14 protein-coding genes are annotated in these 18,832 nt (G+C 59.7%); 6 read left to right on the forward strand and 8 right to left on the reverse strand.

Annotated elements, in window-relative coordinates; genetic code table 11:
• Window positions 1-504: 504 nt before the first annotated feature.
• Entirely contained in the window at window positions 505-1,383 is an 879-nt protein-coding gene (locus DMP17_RS09320) for a hypothetical protein (RefSeq protein WP_337828798.1), read from the reverse strand.
• Window positions 1,384-2,021: 638 nt separating this feature from the next.
• Between DMP17_RS09320 and DMP17_RS09325 the strand changes: the two genes are divergently transcribed.
• Window positions 2,022-2,510: a DUF5991 domain-containing protein gene (locus DMP17_RS09325; RefSeq protein ID WP_337828799.1), complete on the forward strand. Its 489-nt coding sequence runs from the start codon at window positions 2,022-2,024 to the stop codon at window positions 2,508-2,510.
• Between the two features lie 33 nt (window positions 2,511-2,543).
• Here DMP17_RS09325 and DMP17_RS09330 read toward each other — a convergent pair whose 3' ends face one another.
• The 4 genes from DMP17_RS09330 to DMP17_RS09345 all read right to left on the reverse strand — a co-directional run bounded on the left by DMP17_RS09330 (window position 2,544) and on the right by DMP17_RS09345 (window position 5,605).
• A complete protein-coding gene (locus DMP17_RS09330; protein WP_337828800.1) occupies window positions 2,544-3,299 on the reverse strand; it encodes a TPM domain-containing protein in 756 nt (251 codons plus the stop codon).
• 107 nt (window positions 3,300-3,406) lie between these two features.
• Window positions 3,407-5,011 (reverse strand): PepSY-associated TM helix domain-containing protein, encoded by a 1,605-nt coding sequence (locus DMP17_RS09335; protein WP_337828801.1) that lies wholly within the window; start codon window positions 5,009-5,011, stop codon window positions 3,407-3,409.
• On the reverse strand, window positions 5,008-5,313 hold the full coding sequence (locus DMP17_RS09340) for a hypothetical protein (RefSeq protein WP_337828802.1): 306 nt from the start codon (window positions 5,311-5,313) through the stop codon (window positions 5,008-5,010). Before DMP17_RS09340 ends, DMP17_RS09335 begins: the two co-directional genes overlap by 4 nt.
• A complete protein-coding gene (locus tag DMP17_RS09345; RefSeq protein WP_337828803.1) occupies window positions 5,306-5,605 on the reverse strand; it encodes a hypothetical protein in 300 nt (99 codons plus the stop codon). The genes DMP17_RS09340 and DMP17_RS09345 overlap by 8 nt, the downstream gene beginning before the upstream one ends.
• A gap of 103 nt (window positions 5,606-5,708) precedes the next feature.
• Here DMP17_RS09345 and DMP17_RS09350 point away from each other — a divergent pair, with 103 nt between their 5' ends.
• A complete protein-coding gene (locus DMP17_RS09350; protein ID WP_337828804.1) occupies window positions 5,709-7,814 on the forward strand; it encodes a TonB-dependent receptor domain-containing protein in 2,106 nt (701 codons plus the stop codon).
• Window positions 7,815-8,346: 532 nt separating this feature from the next.
• A complete protein-coding gene (locus DMP17_RS09355; RefSeq protein WP_337828805.1) occupies window positions 8,347-9,249 on the forward strand; it encodes an alpha/beta hydrolase in 903 nt (300 codons plus the stop codon).
• Between the two features lie 1,055 nt (window positions 9,250-10,304).
• Here DMP17_RS09355 and DMP17_RS09360 read toward each other — a convergent pair.
• From DMP17_RS09360 to aroC, 3 genes are all read right to left on the reverse strand, one after another.
• Window positions 10,305-11,636 carry a dicarboxylate/amino acid:cation symporter gene (locus tag DMP17_RS09360; RefSeq protein WP_337828806.1) on the reverse strand — a complete coding sequence of 444 codons (1,332 nt, stop codon included), beginning with the start codon at window positions 11,634-11,636 and terminating at the stop codon, window positions 10,305-10,307.
• 83 nt (window positions 11,637-11,719) lie between these two features.
• Window positions 11,720-13,162, reverse strand: a complete 1,443-nt coding sequence (locus DMP17_RS09365; protein WP_337828807.1) for a dicarboxylate/amino acid:cation symporter — start codon at window positions 13,160-13,162, stop codon at window positions 11,720-11,722.
• A 185-nt stretch (window positions 13,163-13,347) separates the two neighbouring features.
• Window positions 13,348-14,412 carry a chorismate synthase gene (aroC, locus tag DMP17_RS09370; RefSeq protein WP_337828808.1) on the reverse strand — a complete coding sequence of 355 codons (1,065 nt, stop codon included), beginning with the start codon at window positions 14,410-14,412 and terminating at the stop codon, window positions 13,348-13,350.
• A 92-nt stretch (window positions 14,413-14,504) separates the two neighbouring features.
• Between aroC and DMP17_RS09375 the strand changes: the two genes are divergently transcribed.
• The 3 genes from DMP17_RS09375 (at window position 14,505) to DMP17_RS09385 (ending at window position 18,692) form a co-directional block, all read left to right on the forward strand.
• Entirely contained in the window at window positions 14,505-14,999 is a 495-nt protein-coding gene (locus DMP17_RS09375; protein ID WP_337828809.1) for a hypothetical protein, read from the forward strand.
• A gap of 96 nt (window positions 15,000-15,095) precedes the next feature.
• Complete coding sequence (locus tag DMP17_RS09380) at window positions 15,096-16,319, forward strand: exo-beta-N-acetylmuramidase NamZ family protein (protein ID WP_337828810.1); 1,224 nt, start codon at window positions 15,096-15,098, stop codon at window positions 16,317-16,319.
• Between the two features lie 144 nt (window positions 16,320-16,463).
• Window positions 16,464-18,692, forward strand: coding sequence for an EAL domain-containing protein (locus DMP17_RS09385; protein WP_337828811.1), 2,229 nt, complete (start codon window positions 16,464-16,466; stop codon window positions 18,690-18,692).
• The last annotated feature ends 140 nt before the right edge of the window (window positions 18,693-18,832 follow it).

Genomic DNA, 18,832 nt, shown 5'->3' on the forward strand with positions numbered 1-18,832 from the left:
AGGACATCACCCCTCCGTCATTTGCTACGCAAATGCCACCTCCCCTTTTGAGGGGAGGATTTGGGTGCACGCAGAGACGTGAGAGGAAGGGAGGACGCTAAGGGATCGCGCGTGGGTGAGGCCACGAGATTAAGGTTCCGCTATGGCTTCTTCTCCCTCGGCATAAGGGCCCTGACTTACTGTGGCCTGCCAGCAAATTTATTCCTGATAAGCCGCAATCCCGCTGAAAAGGAGCAGGCGATATAGCGGACCCGACCCCACAGCCCTCCCTCACTGCGCCTCTGCGGTCCTCCTTAATCTCTGCGTGAACCCGTGGCCCTTTCAACCCACCCCAAGCCCTTCGCGCCTCCGCGCCTTCGCGTGAATCCATTGTCGGCACGCCCTCGATATACAGCCGCCCCTTTATTCCACGCAGAGGGCGCAGAGGAAAAAGGAGGGGCAGAGGGGAAGCGCGTGTATGGAAGCCACGTGGATGGATGGGACTATTTGCCCCACACCCCCCCGTCACCCCGCCCCGTCGTCCAGCGCGCGGCCTTCGCCTTTGCGGCGGCGGGCTTCATAGCCTGCTACCCAGCTTTCCCAGTCGCCAAAGTCGAACCCGCTTTGGATATGCACATCGCCGTCCCATTCTTGCGGATGGCGGTTGCGGTGGCGGTGCATGAGGTCGAGCATGAGCGCGTGGTTGGGGCTGATGCCCTCCTCCCCCGCGCCGCTCTCCCCGTTGCCGCCCCCGCCAGCCCCTCCGCCAGCCCGCCCGATCCGCCCGCCAGAGGCTTCGGCGATACGCGCAGTTTCGGCGGCCAAGGCGGCCGCTTCGGCGCGGTCCTCGCGGTCGCGTTTATCGACGAATAGCACAAGCTGCATCGCCATGCGGTGGTCATAGACGCGCCGCTTGCCCAGATGCTCGTTGCGATACCAGACATCTTCCTCCCAGCCGAACGCGGCGCGGAACATGAGCTGGTCAATCACGGTATTGATGTGGAGTTTCATGGCCTGTTTCCATAAGACGGCAAGGCCGGGATCGGCTTTGCGGCGCGCATAAAAAGTCGTGTGATGCACACCGAGCGTGCGCGCGGTGCGGCGGACATTGCCGGTCGCGGCAAGCCCTTTGATAAAATGATGACGCAGCCGCCCGCTCCACACCGGACCATTGGCGCGCGGGCGGGGGGAAGGTTGACGGGGGGAGGCGTGACGGGTGTGGCTGGCGGAGGTGGTCACGGGGACGGGGGCAGAAGCGGCCTCACCGGCACAATCGCGCGCCGGAGCCGCCCGCATCGACGGCGGCAACCGCTTTTCCCACCGCGTCGCCCGCCGCAGCATCGCGCGGCGCAGCACCGCGCCCGCCGGTCGCAACCGCCACATGCGCGCATAAACCATGGTCATGGCAACTATCCTTTATGATGATGGGGAGGGACGCGGCAGGCGGGAAATATGGTCAGGATGGAGCGGATTTGGCATCCGCTTGACCGAGCGCCCCGCCAACAAGGTGCGACTCGCGCATTTCCCGACGATGCACTTTCTGTGCCATATCAGCGTTATGGTGTCAAGCTATTTTTACCTATTTGGTTATTATAGGCCTTGTTACATATAGCCCCACATCCCTTCGCGCCTTCGCGTGAAACCATAACGCCTTGCAGCCTTGCACAGGGTCTGCAGGAAGCAGATTCACGCGAAGGCGCGAAGGCGCGAAGGGGTGGCGTGGGCCGATAGGGCTGCGGGTTCGCGCAGAGATTGGGAGGGGCGCAGAGGCGCAGAGAGATTGCGGGTGTGGAGGGGTTGGGGATGTCCGACATTTACCAACCCCCCGACAGGCTATGCCCTTTGCCCCTCTCTCGCTAGGAAGGGTGCATATAGCACCGCCTCCCTCCCCCGCTCCCTTCAATCTAAACCTGCGCCTAACATATTGTTCAGCTTGGCGTTATCCGGCTTATGCTTGTCTCGGCGTGCGCGGTGTCCGTTTTTCCTTCCGGCGCTTACCCCCATGCCGGAGTGGGCCCCGCGATAATGAGGAGGAGCCTGTTATGTTGACCTTGAAGCCTGCTTTACCCCGCCCCTTTGCCCGCGCTTTGACGGCCGGTTTTGCGCTGGCCGCAGCCACCGCGACGCTCGCCAGCCCTGCCGCCGCGCAAGGGCGGCCCAGTGCCGCCGCGCGCGGCTGGTATGGCACATATGTTGCGCAGGAAAAGGTCCCGCGCGGAGAACTGACCGGCTCGATCACCACGCGGCTTACGGTCAATAATGGCGGGTGCCGCTTGCGGGCGCAGGGGGTGATGACCGACGAGAATATCAAATGCACGGCGCGGATTCGCGGGCAGAGCCTTGTCATCAGCTTTTATAGCTATGGTGACGGTTCGATGCGCAACCAATATGGCACATTATTATATCGGCGCGGCACCCCCTTGCTCACCCTGACCAAGACCCCGCGCGGGCTTGTCACCAACTGGCAAGCCTACACCATGTCGGACGGGAAACGGAAAAGCGGGCGCTATTTCCGCAAATCGGGGCGCTGACCGCCGCGGCCTTAAACCTTTCCTAATTCCCCCCTAAAACGCCGGACAGTTTCCCGCGTCCGGCGTTTGAGCGTGTCGCGACCTGACGGCTGCCGACGCCTTGCGCGTATCGCGCGGCACGCGGTCGAGTTCTGCGATCAGCGCTGCCACCCCTGCTTGGATGCCCGCATCATAAGCGTTTTTGCGCAAATGCGGGACAATATCGGTGTCGATAATCGCTTTTGCGCGCGCATCGGGGATAGAGGCTTCAAGGCCATAGCCCAATGATATCCTGAGTTTGCGTTCGACAGGGGCGACGAGCAGCACCGTGCCGTCATCATGGTCCTTGCGTCCCACCTGCCAGCATATCCCGATTTCGCGCCCTGCATCGGACACGTCCTTGCCGCCCAAACTGGGCACTGTCACCACGACCATCTGGTGGCCGGTGCGCTGCTCCAAAGCCTGAAGATCCGCAATAAGCGCGGCTTCGGTTTCGGGCGAGAGGATGTCCGCACTATCGGCAACCCATGCCGGGGCGGGCATCACAAAAGGTGCAGGGCGCGGCGTGCTGCCCTTTTCGGGAGCCTGATTATCCGGAAAATGGACGCTATAGCCTTGCCCGCGCTCACCCGCTAGGTCAGGCGCCGGGTCAGGCGCCGTGCCGGTCTGGCAGGCTGCGAGGAGGAGGAGGCTCGCCGCCACCCCCCATCGCTTGCCCGCGCCCGACATTGCCCTTCCAGCTTCAAGGTCGCGTCCTTCAAGCGTGCGGCCCTTGGCGTTTCGCCTGCATCGCATCTGGCTCTCCTGCAAAATATAGCGGGTAAATATCCGCCTTTTGCAGCAATTCCAAGGGCCGTCGCTCTAGGGTCAGGACCTAGCTTCCGGCGCTAAGCCAAGTCCTTAAAGCCCCCGCCCGCTCAGACCGTGACCGGCTCTTGCGGGATAGCAGGGGCTTGGCCGTCCTTGACCGACCAGACGCTATCGCGCGGACCGTGGAGGGCGCGGGTGCGGGCGCGTTTGGCGGCATAGAGGAAGAAGGCCGCGCCCAACAGCGCAACGCCATCGACCAGCAAGGTCGCACCGCCATGATTCCACGCGCCCATGATTTCGCCAAGCAGGCTCGTCACCGGAATGGCGAGCGTCGCAAGCGCGGTGAGGATCAGCAATTCGGGCGCAGACTTGGCCGCGCCGCGCACGAACGCCCAAGCGGTCATGCCAAGGAACAGCGCATAATAAATGAGGCTATGCTGTCCCTCGGTCGCGCCGCCGCCCAGCCATTTGGCCGCCGCGATAGTGAGCGAGATGCCCGCCATGCTGCCGGTCATCACGCCAATGGTGAGGCTGGCGAGCGCGCGGGTCGAGCGGGTCTGTTCGACCGCCCCCGCCTTACGCTCTTTCTTGCGGCGCGATTCCACCCACAGCAAATTGCCGGTGTAGAACAGGAATGCGCCCGCTAATCCCAATGCGAAATACATCCAGCGCACCGGCGCGCCGCCGAAATTGCCGAAATGGAGCGAGAAGAAGCTGGAGACGGTGGCAAACCAGCCGCTCTGCTTGCCCGGCAGATAATCATCGCCGACAATCGCGCCGCTATAAGGATCGACAATGCCGACGCCAAAGGTCGGCCCGCGCAGCCCGCGCATCGGGTCGACACCCTGCACGCGCAGACCGTAAGCCTTGGTCTTTTTGTCCTGCGCATAAAGCAAGGTTTCGGGGGTGAAGGAGGGCAGTTGCCGGTTCACTTCCTTGACCAAGAGATGCGGGGCCATGAGCGGGCCGTTTGCTTTGGGCTCGTCATGATGCTCCTCCGCCACAATCGAGCGTGCGAACACGGTTTCTTGCACTTCGTAAAACTGGTCGTGAAACGCGAACACCAAAGATGTCAGCACGATGACGATATGGAAGGGCAGCGAAAACAGCCCAAGCACATTATGCACATCCAACCACATCCGCTTCACATTCTTGCCAAGGCGGACGAGGAACAGATCTTTGATAAGGCTGGGGATCAGCACGAAAGTGCCGGACACCAGCGCAATCGCGTAAAGGAGGCACACCGCGCCCATCAGCATCATCGCCGGTTCGTGCGGGAGCGGCAGGCCGATTTGCTGGTGCAATATATCGACAAATTCGGCGACCGGAGACGGGCCTTGTTCGGTGACAGTGACCTCGCCTGTTTTGTCGAAGCTCGCATAATAAGTCGGCCCCGGCTCGCCCCGCTGGCCGGTGGTCCAGCTCATCCGCGCCGGGGTTTCGGGCGTCACATTGACATGGATGGTATAGCGTTTGGCCGCGTCCGGATGTTCGGCAATGACCGCCGCGACGAGCTTGTCCGTGTCTTCGAGTGCGACCGCCTGACTATAGCCGGGCATGGCCGGAGAGGGGGGCGAGGCCCAGCGTTGCAACGGCACCTCGAACATGGTGATCGCACCGGCGTAAAAGGCGATGAACAGGAACAGGCCGCTAATGATTCCGACCCAGCTATGCACATCCTTATACATGCGGATTATATCGCTGCGCATCATTTGGCTCCTGCAAAACCGGTTGCGAAAAGGAGGCCCCAGACAAGGAGGCTTGCAAGGCCTAACCAGCCCCAGGCGCGCCAGCCGTCGCGGAACAGGAAGCTGAAACTCAATATCCCCGCCCATAAAGGCGCGGTGAGCCACATCGTTACCTGCCCTTGTGCGGATTCAAAACTGACCGAACCGGGGCCGTAAGCGGCGAATATCCCGCACAGGCCAATTGCCAGCACAAAGCCGAAGATGACCCCCGCGCTCGTTTTGCCGAACCAGTTTTTGCTGCTGAGTTGGGGGGCGGCATCAGCCATTGCGGCGCGCTCCTTTCGCTTTGGTATCGCCTGCATCGGGGCGGATGAGGACGAGGAAGGGTAACAGGCTGAACAAGGTCATCAAGATGGTCGCGGCGGTAAAAATCGCCGACGCGCTCCCCATATGGCGCAGCAGCAAGGCGGTGCCGGCGATCAGCGTCATAAAGCCTGCGCCCAGCGCAATCTTGCCGTCGAGCGCGCGGTCCAACAGGCGCTGGTTACGTCCGCCTGCGTAAAAAAGCAGCGCCGACAGCGCGCATAACAGCCCGCCTGCAAACAATATTCCGGCCATATTCACCCCTTATTGCGAATTAATATCATTATCTCTCTAGTGCGAATGACTCGCATTTGCTAGTGCGCCGTCCGAATCAACAACAAATAAGGATTTGTCAACAATGACCGTCACCAGTTTCCGCATCACTTTGGGCGTTTTGCTCGCCACCGCAGCCATGCCTGCGGTCGCTTATGCCGCCGTGCCGGAGACTGCTGCCCCGGAGACTGCTGCCGAAGCTGCTCCGGATGCTTCCTATGATGCGGCAGACAATGGCGACGCGATTGTTGTAACCGCATCGGGCCGCGAACAGAAAATCGCGCAGGCCCCGGCCAGCATCTCGGTCCTCGACCGCGAAGAGCTCGAAAACCGCCCGTTCACCTCGCTGGAAGATGCGGTGCGCAATGTCGAAGGGGTGAGCATCAACGGCGAAAATAACGCCAAGGACATCGTCATTCGCGGGATGCCCGGCGAATATACCGTCATCATGCTCGATGGCCGCCGCCAGACCACGCGCGAAACCATGAACCGCGGCACCGGCGGGGTGCAATCGCATTTGTTGCCGCCGCTCGCCGCTATCGAGCGTATCGAAGTCGTGCGTGGCCCCATGTCCTCGCTCTATGGATCGGACGCGATGGGCGGCGTTATCAACGTCATCACCCGCAAAGTGCCGGAACGCGCAGCGGGCACCATCACCTTGGGCGGCATCGTTCAGGAGGATGGCGATTATGGCAACACCACGCTCGGCAATTTCTGGGTCGGCACGCCCTTGTTCGATGGCCGCGTCGGCGTCCAGGTCTATGGCGGCATCGCCAACCGCGCCGAAGATGATATTTATTTCCCCAAGTCGCTGACCAGCGGCTCCAACCGCATCCGTGACCGCAATATCAACGCGAAGCTGAGCTTCCTCATCACGCCCGACCACAGCATCACCTTGGCGGGCGGCCATAGCGACCTTGAATATCGTGACACGCCGGGCCTGTCGATTGCGCCCAACGCCGCGCGCGCCGACGACGACCATAACCGCGATTATTACAGCCTCGCTTATGAAGGCAAATGGGATTTCGGCACCTCGCGCCTTTCGGTCTATCGCGAAAATGAAGATTTCGCGACCTTCAGCAACGGCAATCTTCTCAACAAGCCGGAACTGACCAACACCACCGTCGATGCCAGCCTCAACGTGCCGTTCGGCGCGCATAATGTGACGGTCGGCGGCCAATATATCCACGCCAAAGTGACCGGCATCGGACGTCAGGATAGCGTGTCGGGCTATGTCAATGTCGACAAGGTAGTGCGCGAAAGCTGGGCGCTGTTCGGCGAAGGGCAAGTGCGTCCGGTCGAACCGCTGATCATCACCGTAGGCGGCCGCGTCGACCATTATGACCAGTTCGGGTCGCACTTCACCCCGCGCGTTTATGCAAACTATACGATTGTTCCGGGCCTCACCCTGCGCGGCGGCTATGCGGGCGGCTTTAAAGCCCCCACCATCCGCCAGAGCGAAGCGGGCTATTGCATGACCTCGGGCGGCGGCGTGCTGCCGCGCGGACCTTTGTGCGGTAATCCGGACTTGAAGCCCGAAACCAGCAACACGACCGAAATCGGCCTGCGCTATGACGGTCCCGACAAGCTGATGGCGGGCCTCACTTTGTTCGACACGCGCTTCAAAAATAAGGTGGTGAGCTATGTCACCGACCAGATGGACCCCAAAGACCCGACCCGTCCGATCTATGTCTATGACAATGTCGACCGCGTGCGGATCAAGGGCATCGAAGCCACGGTCGCGGTGCCGGTCGGCCCGTCGGTCCTGGTGAGCGCCAATTACACCTACACCAACTCCAAGCGCAAAGGCGGCGGCGAACCGGCGTTTGACGGCAGCTCGCTGGACGGCTTCCCGCTCGACAAGAGCCCCGAACATATGGCCAATGCGCGCATCGGCTGGGATGTGGATGATCAGGTCAACCTCTATGCGTCGGCATTCTACACCGGCAAACAATATTGGTCGGCGTTCCGCAACGGCGCAACCAAGAGCCGCCTGCGCCCCGCCAGCACCACCTATGACATTGGCGCGACCTTCAAGGTCAACGATAATTTTGCCCTGCGCGCCGCCGTCCTCAACGTCACCGACAAGATCATCCCCGTCGACGAACGCGGCCGGTTTGAAGGCTTGGACGGCAACTGGATGCTCGACGAAGGCCGCCGCTTCTGGGGCACGGCCACGGTGAGTTTTTAAGGGGGCCAAAATCCCCCTTCGTCATTGCAAGCGCCGAAGGCGCGCGGCAATCCAGAGTCGCTTTGCGCCAACACTGGATTGCTTCGTCGCTTCGCTCCTCGCAATGACGAGAAGCCGGGGCTGGCTGTACGGAAAATAGCGCACCCCTTCACCCCTCCTCCTTCAAGGGAGGCGTTACGGAGACTTAGGAATTTGAACGCTAGTGAAAATTCTTAGTCGCAGTGGGGTGGGGTTTTGCGGTTTACACTGTGCCAGACGGACAGACCCCACCCCAACCCCTCCCCTGAAGGGGAGGGGCTATTTAGGCGCACCCCATCATCCTCGCGCAGGCGGGAGGAGAGTGCCCTCTTATCCCATCCCGCTTGCGGGAGGGGCAACGGAGACTTAGGAGCATGAGCGTAGCGAAGGCTCTTAGTCGTAGTCGGGGAGGGCATGGTTTAGGCTGTGCTTGCGGGCGGGTCCGCTCTTGACGGACAGGCCCTCCCCCGACCCCTCCCGCAAGCGGGAGGGGAGACTAGACTGGAATCTTGCGATGAAATATTTTCTTCTTCCGCTCTCCTTGGCCTTCAGTGCCACGACTGCCACCGCGCAACCCACCCCCGCGCAGTCAACCACCACCCCCACCCCCTACACCCTCCCCGGATCCACCACCCGCATCGTCACCGCACCCGGCGGCGAGGCATATCGCTTATTCGTCCATATCCCCGACAGCCCGCCGCCGCCGCAAGGCTTCCCCTTGCTCTATGTCCTCGACGGGGCGGATAATTTTCCGATTGCGGTGGCGACCGCATTGCGGCTCGCGCGGGCAGGGGCGCGTAGCGGGGTCGAGCCGGGCATCATTGTCGGCATTGATTCCGGCACCCTCCAGCGCCGCGCGCGCGATTATACGCCGCGTTTCGACCGGCCCGCGACACGCGAGGGGCAGCCGGGGCATGGTTTGCCGACCGGCGGCGCGGACGCCTTTCTCGACTTTATCGCTTATGTTGTGCAGCCCGCGCTCGCCAAAGAACAGCGCATCGACCCCGCGCGCATCAGCATCACCGGCCATAGTTTCGGCGGCACGCTCGCGCTCCATGCGGCGCTGACGCGGCCCGCCATGTTCAGCAATGTGACCGCCGCCAGCCCGTCGCTATGGCTCGCCGACGAAGCGATGCTGCGCCAAGTGCAGAATTTGCCGCAAAACCTGCCGCAAAACCTGCCCCAAACCTTACCAGTCCGCACCGGGAACACCAAAAATGCGCCGCGCCTCCCCGCGCTCATCCTCACCGTGGGCGAGCAGGAAAAACCCGAACCGCTGCACCGTTTCGCCGCCGCACTGACCGCCAAAAACTATACTGTGCGCGCCCGCATCTTGTCGGGCGAGGATCATGGTTCGACCATGCCGACCACGATTACCGAAGCCGTGCGCGCAGCCTTCAAGTCGGAGAAAAAGTAAATAGCGCCAGACCGCTAGCGCCCGACAATGGTTAGTCGCGGCCGGTTAAAGGCCACGCCCTTCCTTTCAAAAACCGCGCAAAAAAGGCCGCATAAGAGCGGCCCGGATAGCGGATGAATTTACATCGGTATTCGCTTTGCAAGAGGCAGGTATTATCCCGATATTTTCCTGAAAATCAAGACTTGATCCGCGAATCACAATGACTCACAAAGATGGCGTGCAGCGATGATTTTCATCCCGCACCGAGCGCCACACGTAGCGAAAGGAGGTGATCCGATGTCTCATGGTTCAGTATGGGGGTCGGTCAAGTCCGTTCGGGGAATGCGCTGCTAATCCACTAGCGCGAAGAACCATTTTTCCGAAAGCAGACGGGAGATCGTCCGCTGACCATGTTGATGGGCCGTCCGGATGCACCCGCTCCGGCGGCCCCTCTCATTTGGGGATTGTGGGGGTGCGGGCGTATCGGGTTTGTAGGGACGCTTTATTTGCACGCCTATCGGATGTGCAGGATGTTGCATTTACAAAAATAGCGCTGTCCGGTTTTGGGTTGGAGTATCCCGGACCATCTCTCCGGGAAGATTTGCGAGAAACCGCCGCAAATATAAAAGGATTCACGCGAAGGCGCGAAGCCGCGAAGATCGTCGAGGATGAGCAGCACACCATTTCCCCTTAAAAAAATCCGTCGCATCTCTATCCGGAATCCTCCCCTATAGGGGGAGGGGGACCATTTGCCGCAGGCAAATGGTGGAGGGGTGTCACGCTATCGATAGGGCATCACCCCTCCGTCACGCCCTTCGGGCGCGCCACCTCCCCTTGTCAGGGGAGGATTTTGGGCGGAGAAAACGTTCCGTTTGGCCTGCGAGACTCTTTGCGCGCCTCCACGCGAGCCCGTAAATCTCCGCGCCTCCGCGTCTCCGCGTGAACCCGAACATCTTCGCGCCTTCGCGTCTTCGCGTGAATCCCTATTTCTCCAAAGCCCCAATTCCGGCACAGCAGAAAAAACCAAGCAGTAGGGGCGGAGAAGAACAAAACCTCCGCCGCCCCCCTTGCCTGCCCTAAACCGGCTTGCTGCGTTCATCCTCGAAATTGCTGGGGTCGAGGTCCAGCCCGCGTGCGCCGTCATGGACGGTGTGGGCGGGGGCGTGGGGGAGGTCTTGTTCGGCTGGTTCTTCGACTTCCAGCATCCCTTCCCATTTGGTGATGACCGAGGTGGCGACCGCGTTGCCGACGACATTGGTCGCGGTGCGGCCCATGTCGAGGAATTGGTCGATGCCCAGGATAATCGCCACGCCTTCGACCGGCAGGCCGAACATCGCCAGCGTGCCGGTGATGACCACAAGGCTCGCGCGCGGGACCGCGGCAATGCCCTTGGACGAAATCATCAAGGTGAGCAGGATCATGATCTGCGTGCCCCAGCTCAACTCCATGCCATAGGCTTGCGCGATGAAGATGGTCGCAAAGCTGGAATACATCATCGACCCGTCAAGGTTGAAGCTATAGCCCATCGGCAGCATGAAGCCCGAAATACGGCGCGGCACGCCGAAACGGTCAAGCTGTTCGAACAATTTGGGCATGGCGGCTTCGGACGAGGCGGTCGAAAAGGCGATCAGCACCGGCTCGCGGATATAACGCACAAGGTCAAGAATACGCCGCCCGAGGAAAATCCCGCCTATCCCCAACAGGATCAACCACAATAGCATCAGCCCGAAATAAAATTCCGATACCAGCTTGCCATAGGTCAACAGGATGCCAAGGCCGTTAATCGCCACCACATTGGCGAGCGCGCCGAACACCGCGAACGGCGCAAAACGCATCACATAGCCGGTGATTTGCAGCATCATTTCGGCCAAGGCTTCCGCGCCGCGCACTAAGGGCGCGCCCTTTTCGCCGAGCGCCGACAAGGCAACACCCGCAAACAGCGAAAACACCAATATCTGGAGGATATTGTTGGTCGCCATCGATTCAAAAATATTGTGCGGGAAAACATGGAGAATGAATTCGCGCCCGTCGAGTTTCTTGACCTCGCCAAGGTCTGCAATCGTATGCGCGCCGACCGGTGCGCCGACGCCCGGTTGGAACAGATTGACCAGCAACAGCCCCAGACCGATCGAGATGAAACTGGCCAGAATGAACCAGGTAATCGCGCGGAAACCGATGCGGCCCAGCGCCGCGCTATCGCCCATATGCGCGATGCCGACCACGATGGTCGACAAAATCAGCGGCGCGACCAGCATTTTGACAAGGCTTAGGAAAATGTCGGACAATAGCTTGAACCAGCTTGCCCAGACTTTGGCGAGTTCGGCATCGACCGACTGGTTGACCGCATATCCGGCTATTACGCCAAGAACCATCCCGGCCAAAATCCACCATGTCAGTTTGCGATCCATCGCTCCCCCGTTCCTTATGCGCTTATATTGTGGTCCAATCGTCGGGGTTTGGCGGAAGCGTTAAGGAATTGCAACAGACTGCGTTACGGCGGCGGTGCTTTTGCGACGGACGGCGCGGGGGTGGGCGGAATGTCCGGTAGATAATCAGGCGCGGTATCGGGGGCTTCCCCGCCATCCTTTTCCTCCCATGAGGAAATGACCTGCGCTGCCACCAGATCGCCCGTGACATTGAGCGTGGTGCGGCACATATCGAGGAAACGGTCGACCCCCAGCACCAAGCCGATGCCTTCGGGCTGGACCCCGACCATGCTTAAAATGAGCGCGATGACGGGGAGCGATCCGGCCGGCACGCCTGCCGTCCCGATGCCGCCCAAAATGCACACCAGCATCACCATCGCTTGCTGTTGCAAGGTCAAATCTACCCCGAAAAACTGCGCGAGGAAGAGCACGGTAATGCCTTCGAACATCGCAGTGCCATTCTGGTTGGCGGTCGCCCCGATGGTGAGGACAAAGCGCGCAATGCGGCGCGGCAGGTTCAATTCGGTATCGGCCACCCGCAACGCGGTCGGCAAGGTCGCATTAGATGAAGAGGTCGAAAAGGCGATAATCATCGCATCGCGTATCTCGCGGTAAAAGGCGACCGGTGATTTTTTGGCGAGCAGCATGAGGATGAGCGGGAACACTACGAACATCTGGAAGCCGAGCGCCGCCAGCACCACGCCGACAAAGGCCGACAAGCGCACCAGCAAATCCCATCCGAACACGGCGGCCAAATTGAACATGAAACAGGCAATCGCAACCGGCGCCATGCGGATGACAATGCCGATAAGCCGCATCGAAATGTCGAAAATCCCTTCGACCGCATCCTTCAAGGTGCGGGTCGCGCGCGTATTGACCAGCACCAGTCCGATGCCGAAAAACAGGGCGAAGAACATCACCGCCAATATGTCATTGGCGCTCATCGCGGTGACGATGTTGGACGGCACGATATTGACGAGCGCGTCTATGCCGGTCGGCGCATCGCCCGACCGCTGGATGATCGAGCGCGCGCCATCGCCCGCATTGGCGAGCAATTCATTGGCGACAACCGGGTCCACGCCCTTGCCGGGTTTCAATATATTAACAAAGGCAAGGCTGACCGCGACCGCGATGGTCGATACTACCACTGTATAAAGCAAGGTGCGGATGCCGACGCGCTTTAACGAGCGGATTTCTCCCATTTCCGCAATGCCCATGACGAGCGCGGAAAAGAGCAAGGGGATGACCAGCATGAACAGGAGCCGCAGGAAAATCTGGCCGATGGGGCCGGTAATATAGGTCGTTACCCATTTGACCCACGCGGCATCCTGTGCGGTAAAATAAACGATAAGACCGCCGACCAGCCCGACGATAAAGCCGATCACCATCTGCCATTGCAGCGATAGCCCGCCTGCCTTGGGCGTATCCGGGCCAGCACCATCCGGGCCGTCCCTTACAATCATTTCTTCGGTTTCCACAGCCGCGTCCATCGGCACCGGTCCGGTCATGCGCATTCCTTTCCTGCGCCCCCGCTCACTTCCCTTATCGTGGGATAGGCCCTTTTTGGGCTTGGGTCTGAGTATGTCGGCTCGGGGCCGATTATGCAAATCGGAAGGGGTGGAAATGCGTATCTGTGTGCCCGCATCCTCCCCTAACAAGGGGAGGTGGAGCGCGGCAATTCGCGGCGCTCAGCCTAGCCGCATTGCGCGCGGTGGAGTAGTTTTTGGTCGGCCAGCACCAGCGCCATCATTGCCTCGACCACCGGCACACCGCGGATACCGACGCACGGGTCGTGGCGGCCCTTGGTGCGGATTTCGGTGGCCTCGCCTTCGCGCGTGATGGTGGGGACGGGGGTGAGGATCGAGCTGGTCGGCTTGAACGCGACGCGGCAGGTGACGGGCTGGCCGGTCGAGATACCGCCCGCAATGCCGCCCGCATGATTGGCCTCGAACACCGGCTTGCCATCCGCGCCGGGGCGCATCGGGTCGGCATTGTCTTCGCCGCGCAAAGTTGCGGCTGCAAAACCGTCGCCGATTTCGATGCCCTTCACTGCATTGATGCTCATCATCGCCGAGGCGAGTTCGCTGTCGAGCTTGGCATAAAGCGGTGCGCCCCATCCTGCAGGCACGCCGGTTGCCATACAGGAGGCGACCGCACCTAACGACGAGCCATTTTTGCGCGCGCCATCGACCAAGGCTTCCCAGCGCGTGGCAGCGTCCGCGTCGGCTGCGAAAAAGGGATTGGTGTCGATAAGGGCCGCATCAAAGCCTTGCGCTGCATCGCCGCCAATTTCGCTCACCCAGCCGGTGATGCTGACTTCGGGGATGACCAGCCGCGCAACCGCCCCCGCCGCCACGCGCGCCGCCGTTTCGCGCGCGCTCGACCGTCCGCCGCCGCGATAATCGCGAAAGCCATATTTGGCGTCATAGGCATAATCGGCATGGCCGGGCCGATAAGCGAGCGCGACCTCGCTATAATCTTTGGAGCGTTGGTCGGTATTTTCGATCATCAGCGAAATCGGCGTGCCGGTGGTGCGCCCTTCAAACACGCCGGACAGGATGCGGACCTGATCGGCTTCCTGCCGCTGGGTGGTGAACTTCGATTGCCCCGGACGGCGCTTGTCGAGGAAGGGCTGGATGTCGGCTTCGGTGAGCGCAATCCCCGGCGGGCAGCCGTCAATCACCACGCCCAAATCTGGCCCGTGGCTTTCCCCCCAAGTGGTAAAGCGGAACACCCGCCCGAAAGTGTTGAAGCTCATCGATCCTGCCCTTTTTCCTTGTTAAAAATTGCGATGTCGGCATCGTCGGCATATTGCAACCCCAAGCGCATGGATCGAAGGAAAAAGAGGCTATGATAGCGGTTCCGGCAGATTATCGGCACAAGCAGAAATGTGCGCAGCCGCGTACGGTGCTGGAGGCATCGCGGGCGCGGGTCAAATGCTATGCTCTTTATGCGGATGATGCGCGCATCCTGCCGGAAATAGAGGCGCAGGCACGGGCCTATCTCGAAAGCCATGCACTGCCCGCTGTGGCAGAGGCCGATGATCTGGGCTTTGCTGTCCTCCACAAATGTGGCGCGGATTTCCATTTCCTGTTGCTGCAATTGTGGCGCGGGGCGAATGAAATCTGGGAGGCGGTCTATTATACCGATAAAGGCATGGACGGATTTGCACCCTTTGCACCCGCCAATCCCGGCCCGCCTGCAGCTCTGCGCCCGACCCTTTGCGTGTGGGAAACGGGCATTGTCGCGTTCGAAGCGCGCGCATGGAACGATTTCCTCGTCTCCCTTCGCGATGATGCGGCGGAGCAAGCCTATCTTTCGCACATGTTCCAAGGAGATGTATAAGTTTTGGCCAAGAGCAGCGAAACAGGTTTAATGGACCATGCTGTCCCGCGTCGGCGCTTCTTATATGCCGCAGGGGCTGCATATGTTGCAGGGTCCATGTCTGTCGCGGCCTGTGCGCCCATGGGCTTTACCGGGAACAGCAAGCCTGTCCGGCTCGCCACAGCCCTTGACCGACCGCACGAACTGGCAACTTTGTTCCGGAACAAGCGCGTTGCTATCCTCACCCATGCCGCCGGTGTGGACCGCGCAGGGCGGCGGTCGATTGATGTGTTGGCGCAGCTACCGGGGGTTAAGCTTGCCGCTATCTGGTCGCCCGAACATGGGTTGGCGGGGATGGCGGCAGCTGGTGACCATGTGGGCGATGACCGTGATGCCGTAACCGGTCTTATGGTCCATAGCCTTTATGGCGCGCGCAAAACCCCTAGCCACGCGATGCTCGATGCGGTGGATGCGGTGTTCGTCGATTTACAGGATGTCGGCGCGCGGCCCTATACTTATGCGTCGACCATGCTCGAAGTGTTGAAAGCCGCGCGTGCGGCCCGCACTCCGGTTTTTGTCAATGACCGGCCCAATCCGCTCGGCGGGGTTGTCATGGAAGGGCCAGTGCTGGATCCGGCGCTCGCTTCTTTTGTCGGCGTCTGGCCAATTCCGTTGCGCCACGGGCTGACGCTGGGCGAACTCGCGCGGATGATGAATGGCGAGCCGCGCGCAAAAGAACCCGCCATCAATGCCGCGCTCACGGTCTTGCCGATGCAGGGCTGGCGGCGCGCTATGGAAACAGAGGTTTTTGGTGCAGGCGGCCTTCCCTTTGTTGCACCCTCCCCCAATTTGCGCAGCCTTAAGGCGATCCGCGCTTATGCCGGAACTGTATTGTTTGAAGGGACGAGCATGTCCGAAGGACGCGGCACCGATGCGCCTTTCCTGACCTTATGCGCGCCCTTTTTGGAAACGGACCGCCTCGCTGCGCATATCGGCGCGGATGCGCTGGCGGGAGCGGTGTTGCACTATGGCCAAGTCACGCCCGTCGCCGCGCGATATAAACAGCAGAATTGCGGCGCGATCCGCCTTCGCATCACCGACCCCGCGCGTTACCGTCCGGTGGAAGCGGCGGTGACGCTTATCGCCGCCTTGCTGCGGCTTTATCCTGACAAGATGCAGTTTTTGGAAGGCGCACCCCCCTTTTTCGACCTTTTGTCGGGCGATTCCAGGCTGCGCACCGCTTTGCAAAAGGGGGCTGATGCACAAAGGTTAATCGTAAGCTGGCAAGAATCGCTTTCGGCCTTTGCCGAACGGCGTAAGGCATGGCTTTTATACGATTAAATCACGCGCCTTATAGTTACCGATATGCTCCATCAGTTTGATTTTATTCCCTAATATCATATTAAGTATATAGTAAACTATCAAAACTAATGTGCCCGTGACCGCAACCGGTTTGGGCATAATATGTGGCGTAAATATCGTTCTTTGGTAATCATTCTGGTGCTGAGCAGCGTTGTCGGCCTGATAGGGCTGGGCAAACCGCTGGACCAGATATTGAACGCGAGCCGCTATTATTTTGACCCCGTTCCGGCATCGGGCGATATTGTCGCGGTCGGCATCGACAAAAAAGCCTTGGTGCAAGCTGGTGCTTGGCCGTGGAACCGCACGCGATATGCGGAGCTAATGGACAATCTCTATGCAGCGGGGGCAAAACGCGTAGTATTCGATTTCGCGTTTGACGCGGCTGGCACCCCTGAAGGCAATGCTGCGTTTTCAGACGCATTAGCCCGAAACAACAAAAAAACATGGCTACTCATCATGCCTTCTGTTGATAGTGCGGACTCCCAATATGGCGAGCGGCGATTTGGCGACCACGCCCGGTTCGCATCTGCAACGTCTAATGTTTGGTTTGGAAGTCTTGTCCAGTCCTATGATCTTTCCGTTCGCATAGGAGGGGTGGAGCGTCCGGCTTTGCCTGTCGTGCTTGCGCGCGACAACTTCATCCAACCTGAATCTAACAATAAGGTCATGATCGACTATGCTATCGATCCGGCCACTATCCCTTATTTGAGTGCCGCTGATGTTTTAAGCAACCGGTTGGGCAGCAAGGTTCAAGGTCGTACTGTACTGATTGGTGCCAATGATGCCGGGATCGGCGACATATTTGCGACGCCTTTGAGAGACCGTACGGCGGGTATGTTCATCGCCATTACAGGTGCGGAAACTTTGAAGCGCGGCCAGCCTTTCGCCATTGGATGGCTTCCGGCCTTTATGCTTTCCATCGGCATTGCTTATGCTATCGGCAGCTTCAAACGGCGTCGTATGCAAATTCTTGCCCGGATCGGATGGATTACGGCTCTTATACTTTTGCCGGTAGCAGCCACTTATCTGAATTTGAATATCGAGATATTGCCTGCGCTTCTCGTCTTTTCCTTATTATCCGCCGCATGGAGCTTTGACCGCATCAAGAAGCAGGCGCTGGACGACGAGATTGACGGGCTTGGTAGTGTTGCGCGCGCAGAAGAAGAAGGGGTTTCAGGCGCTGCGGCCTTGGTTTGCCTTGTTATCAATAATGACGCACAAATCCGCTCGACGCTGACAGCCGAAGACCAGAAGAAAATCTGGGACAGTCTGCATCGGCGTGTTTCCTTCGCGATCGGCAACCATCCGGTTTACCGTCAGGCCAACTGCCTGTTCTGGGGCGAGGAGGCCGCGAGTTTTACAGAAATCCGGGACCGTTTGCATGGCCTTCATGCGGTGGTGCGGATGCCGACCTGGATTAATGGCGATGATGTGAAGGTCGAAGGCTTTTTCGGCGTCGATATGCAGAAAGAGCTGCCTTTACGCGCCCGTATTGCAGGCGCAATGGCGGCGGTGCGTGACGGTTTGGGCGTGCGTATTGTCCAGAATAATCCGGTAGACCGCAGCGAGGCTTTATGGGGCCTCACCATGTCGAGCGAGATTAACAAAGGGCTGGCGCGCGGCGATTTCTGGGTTGCCTATCAACCCCAGCTTGATTGCAAGACCGGCATGGTGGTCGGAGCCGAAGCTCTCATTCGCTGGAACCATCCCGACAAAGGCCTGCTCAACCCTGCGCTGTTTATCAGTGCTGCGGAAAAGGCCGGAGAGCTTGGTGCGCTCACCGAATTTGTGCTGGGCGATGTTGCACAGATGATGCGCGCGCTCGCCCGCAAGGCCCCCGCCTTGCAATGGAGCGTCAATATTTCCCCGCGCCAATTGGCCGACGATGCCGTGAGTGTCATGGTTGCGCGCCATTTTGTCCAAATGGGCGGAGATCCGGCGCGGCTTACTATCGAACTTACCGAAACCGCCAGTCTGGCCGACATTCCCAATTTCGAAAGGGAATTGGGTGCGTTGCGCCGTCTTGGCGTCGAACTATCGGCGGATGATTATGGTAGCGGGGTCTCCACGCTTGAAAATCTGAAATCCTCGCAAGTGCGCGAATTGAAGATCGACAAACAATTTGTGCTGACCATGCGCGATGGCAATCCCGAATATCATATGGTGCGCTCGACTATCATGATGGCCCATGCTTTGGGCCTCCGAGTCGTGGCCGAAGGTGTTGAAAATCAGGAGACGGCGTTACTTCTGCACCGTCTGCGCTGCGACAGGGCACAAGGCTATCATTTTGCCAAAGCTATGACAAAAAAGGAATTTCTTGCCTTTGTAAGTCAAGGCCTTGAGGCCGCTTAATAAATATCCTTAATAAGTTGTAAACCTTATCTGTTAAGATTAACATTGATGTGCAGCAGAGATGCTGTGTTTCATAACGGAGGGTTTTATGAACAACGGCAAACGCCCCGATCAGGGCACGCGTTGGGACTTCTGGGATT

This window comes from Pseudonocardia sp. TMWB2A (assembly GCF_017312135.1).

Bases quoted from the DNA above. Each gene is read 5' to 3' on its own strand.
- aroC (WP_337828808.1), bottom strand. From the start codon at position 14,412: ATGAGCTTCAACACTTTCGGGCGGGTGTTCCGCTTTACCACTTGGGGG.
- DMP17_RS09360 (WP_337828806.1), bottom strand. From the start codon at position 11,636: ATGGATCGCAAACTGACATGGTGGATTTTGGCCGGGATGGTTCTTGGC.
- DMP17_RS09325 (WP_337828799.1), top strand. From the start codon at position 2,022: ATGTTGACCTTGAAGCCTGCTTTACCCCGCCCCTTTGCCCGCGCTTTG.
- DMP17_RS09375 (WP_337828809.1), top strand. From the start codon at position 14,505: ATGATAGCGGTTCCGGCAGATTATCGGCACAAGCAGAAATGTGCGCAG.
- DMP17_RS09380 (WP_337828810.1), top strand. From the start codon at position 15,096: ATGTCTGTCGCGGCCTGTGCGCCCATGGGCTTTACCGGGAACAGCAAG.
- DMP17_RS09340 (WP_337828802.1), bottom strand. From the start codon at position 5,313: ATGGCTGATGCCGCCCCCCAACTCAGCAGCAAAAACTGGTTCGGCAAA.
- DMP17_RS09350 (WP_337828804.1), top strand. From the start codon at position 5,709: ATGACCGTCACCAGTTTCCGCATCACTTTGGGCGTTTTGCTCGCCACC.
- DMP17_RS09335 (WP_337828801.1), bottom strand. From the start codon at position 5,011: ATGATGCGCAGCGATATAATCCGCATGTATAAGGATGTGCATAGCTGG.
- DMP17_RS09320 (WP_337828798.1), bottom strand. From the start codon at position 1,383: ATGACCATGGTTTATGCGCGCATGTGGCGGTTGCGACCGGCGGGCGCG.
- DMP17_RS09345 (WP_337828803.1), bottom strand. From the start codon at position 5,605: ATGGCCGGAATATTGTTTGCAGGCGGGCTGTTATGCGCGCTGTCGGCG.
- DMP17_RS09365 (WP_337828807.1), bottom strand. From the start codon at position 13,162: ATGACCGGACCGGTGCCGATGGACGCGGCTGTGGAAACCGAAGAAATG.
- DMP17_RS09355 (WP_337828805.1), top strand. From the start codon at position 8,347: ATGAAATATTTTCTTCTTCCGCTCTCCTTGGCCTTCAGTGCCACGACT.